Source organism: Streptomyces pseudogriseolus (assembly GCA_002154585.1).
GTDB lineage: Bacteria > Actinomycetota > Actinomycetes > Streptomycetales > Streptomycetaceae > Streptomyces > Streptomyces pseudogriseolus.
On record MUNG01000589.1, the window covers coordinates 1 to 2,847 of the forward strand.

The following is a 2,847-nucleotide window of genomic DNA, read 5'->3' on the forward strand; positions in this document are numbered from 1 at the left end:
GTGCGGGGACGGTCCGTCGCCGTCGAGGCGGGCGGACAGTGCGGGGAGCAGGGCCTCGGGTGTGTGCGCCTGGGTGCCGGAGACGCCGACGAGGGGGGCGAGGCGGGTGCGGGTGGCGGAGCGCAGGGCGAGGGCGGCGCGGTCGCGGGCGTCGGCCTTGCGGTAGAGGCGGGCGCGGCCTTCGGCGGTCTCGGAGGCGCGGATCGCCACGGGGAGCTTCTCGGGGACGAGGGGACCGAGCCGGCGTGCCCGCCACGCGGTGGCCAGGGCGGCGGCGACGAACAGCTGGAGGGTGCCCCAGAGCCAGCCGGAGGGGAGGAGGTCGAAGAAGCTCTTCTCGTCCTCGGTGCCGGCGGGGTCGGCGGGTGTGGGGAGGTACCAGACGAGGTGGGGGCGGGAGCCGAGGAGCTGGAGCGCCAGGGAGGCGTTGCCGTGCTCGTCCAGGCGGTCGTTGAGGAGGATGTCGGGGGCGCCGACGAGGACGGTGTCGCCGGTGCCGGAGGGGGCGGGGACGCGCAGCAGGGTGGCCAGGCGGTGGCTGTGGTAGCACTCGACGGCGTCGGGGTGCGCGGAGGAGTAGCGGATGCCGCCGGTGTCGGCGTCGCCCGCGCGCCGGGCGGCGGGGAGGTCGCAGCCCGGTTCGAGGGTGGAGTCGAGGCTGTTGGCCGGGTCGGCCGTGACGCCGGGGGCGAGGCGCTCCACGGAGGCGACGCCGGAGGCGACCAGGACGGTGCGGCCGCCGGAGTCCGCGGTGGCCGCGCGCAGCCGCGTCTGCTGGCGGGGCGTCAGCAGGTCCGGCACGGCGACCAGGAGGGTGGTGTCGGGGCCGGCCGCGTCGGCGGCCTCGTCGAGGGTGGTGACCACGCGGGTGTCGACGCCGCGGTCGGCGAGCAGTTCGGCGACGGCGCGGCTGCCGGAGGGGTCGGCGGAGCGTGGGTCGAGGTGGCCGTGCCGGGCGTCGGAGCGGACCACGGCGATGACGACGGCCGCGACGACGAGCAGCACCAGCGCGAGGGCGACGCCCCGGGAGCGGGTCCACACCTGGCGGGCGGTCGGGGAGGCCGAGGTGGCCGGGGAGGTGACCTCGGTCGTCATCCGGCGGCTCCCCGGCGGGTGTCGGTGTCCGTGCCGCGGGCGCCGGCGAGGGCGGGCCTGGTGCGCTCCAGGCCGGCGTCGAGGGCGGCGAGCCGCCGGTAGGTGTCCTCGGTGGCGCTGCGGCCGCCGTAGGTGACGTCGTCGAAGTCGCGGGCGGCGGTGCGCAGCCGGTCGGTGTGGGCGGGCAGGGCGCGGCCGGCCTCGGCGGCGGCCTCGTCGGCGGTGCGGCCGGGGCGTGGGTCGAGGAGGGCGCGTTCCTCCAGGGCGCGGACGACGGCCCGCATGCGTTCCTGGACGGCCTGGTTCCAGTGGCCTTGGGCGGCGTGCGCCTCGGCGGCGGCGCGGTGTTCGGCGGCGCTGCGGGGGCGGTCGTCGAACAGGGCGGGTGCGGCGGCCGGGCGGCGGCGCGGGGTGCCGAGGCGCCACCACAGGGCGGCGACGACGGCGAGCGCGGCGACGATGACGACGACCAGGCCGAGCGCGCCGCCGGGTGTCGCCGTGGACGCGGCGCCGAACAGGTCGCCGACCCAGTCCCAGAAGGCGTCCAGCGCACGCTGGAGCCAGCTGGGGTCGTTCTCGTGGTACATCTGCTTCGACAGCTCCCGCCGGGCCGCCTCCCGCGCGGGGTCGCGCGGGAGGGTGACGGGCGGTTCGTCGTCGCCGCCCGCGAGCAGGCTTACGGCGGTGCCGGCGGCCGTGGGCAGGGCCGGTACGGCCTGGAGAACTCCCCCCGGGACGGTCACCGCATCAGCTCCGGCCGGTGCCGTCGGCGCCCTGGACGCCCGCGGCGCGCGCCAGTTCGAGGTCGAGGGCCTCGCGGCGGATGCGCTGGTCGATGTAGAGGAGCACGGTGACGCCGGCGGTGATCGGGAACGTGATCATGGAGCCGATCACCGAGCCGATGCCGCTGATGATCAGGAACGTCCAGCCGATGTCGCCGCCGGTGGTGCTCACGAAGCCGGTGACGCCGTCGCCGCTGAACGCGGCGGCGAGGAACGTGAAGGGGATGACGATGATGGCCGCGACGACGTAGGCGATGATCGCGGCCAGCAGCTGGATGCCGAAGACCCGCCACCAGGAGCCGCGCACCAGCCGGGCGGAGCGGCGCATCGCCGTGACGATGCCCTGCTTCTCCAGCATCAGCGTGGGGGAGGCCAGCGAGAAGCGGACCAGGAGCCAGGCGGCGAACACGGCGGCGGCGAGGAGGCCGAGCAGGGTCAGTCCGAAGCCCACCTCGGCGCCGGCCGAGACACTGACGAGGATGCCGGGAAGCGCGCCGACGGCGGCGATGCCCACGGCGATGAGTCCCAGCAGGACGATCAGGCCGAACAGCTTGAGGATTTGGGGGCGGGCGTCGCGCCAGGCCTCGCCGGTGGTCACCGGACGGCCCAGTACGGCGCGGCTGGTGACGGTGGTGAGCAGGGCGGTCGCCGCGACCGTGCCGATCAGGGTGATGCCGTACAGGACGGCGGAGCTGAGCAGCAGGTCGCCCATGACGTCGGTGAGTTCGCCGAGGGTGGCGCTCGGGTCGTCGAGCACCTCGGTGTCGGCGTCGCCCAGGACGAAGCCCTGGATCAGCACGGCGGCGATCTCGGTGAGGACGGCGAGGGTCAGCGAGATGCCGAGGACGGTGCGCCAGTGGGTGCGCATGGTCGACACGGCGCCGTCGAGGAGTTCGCCGACGCCGAGCGGGCGCAGCGGGATGACGCCGGGCTTCGCGGCGGGCGGGGGGCCTCCCCAGCCGCTGCCCCA

General features: G+C 76.2%; 3 protein-coding genes. All 3 read right to left on the reverse strand.

Features of this window, described 5'->3' with window-relative positions:
• Positions 1–1,095: DUF4350 domain-containing protein (locus tag CCN29_RS33180; protein ID WP_107481765.1), on the reverse strand; the 1,095-nt coding region annotated here is incomplete at its 3' end.
• On the reverse strand, positions 1,092–1,838 hold the full coding sequence (locus CCN29_RS33185) for a DUF4129 domain-containing protein (RefSeq protein ID WP_086686201.1): 747 nt from the start codon (positions 1,836–1,838) through the stop codon (positions 1,092–1,094). The genes CCN29_RS33180 and CCN29_RS33185, both read right to left, overlap by 4 nt.
• A 4-nt stretch (positions 1,839–1,842) precedes the next feature.
• Positions 1,843–2,847: DUF7847 domain-containing protein (locus tag CCN29_RS33190; RefSeq protein ID WP_086686203.1), on the reverse strand; the 1,005-nt coding region annotated here is incomplete at its 5' end.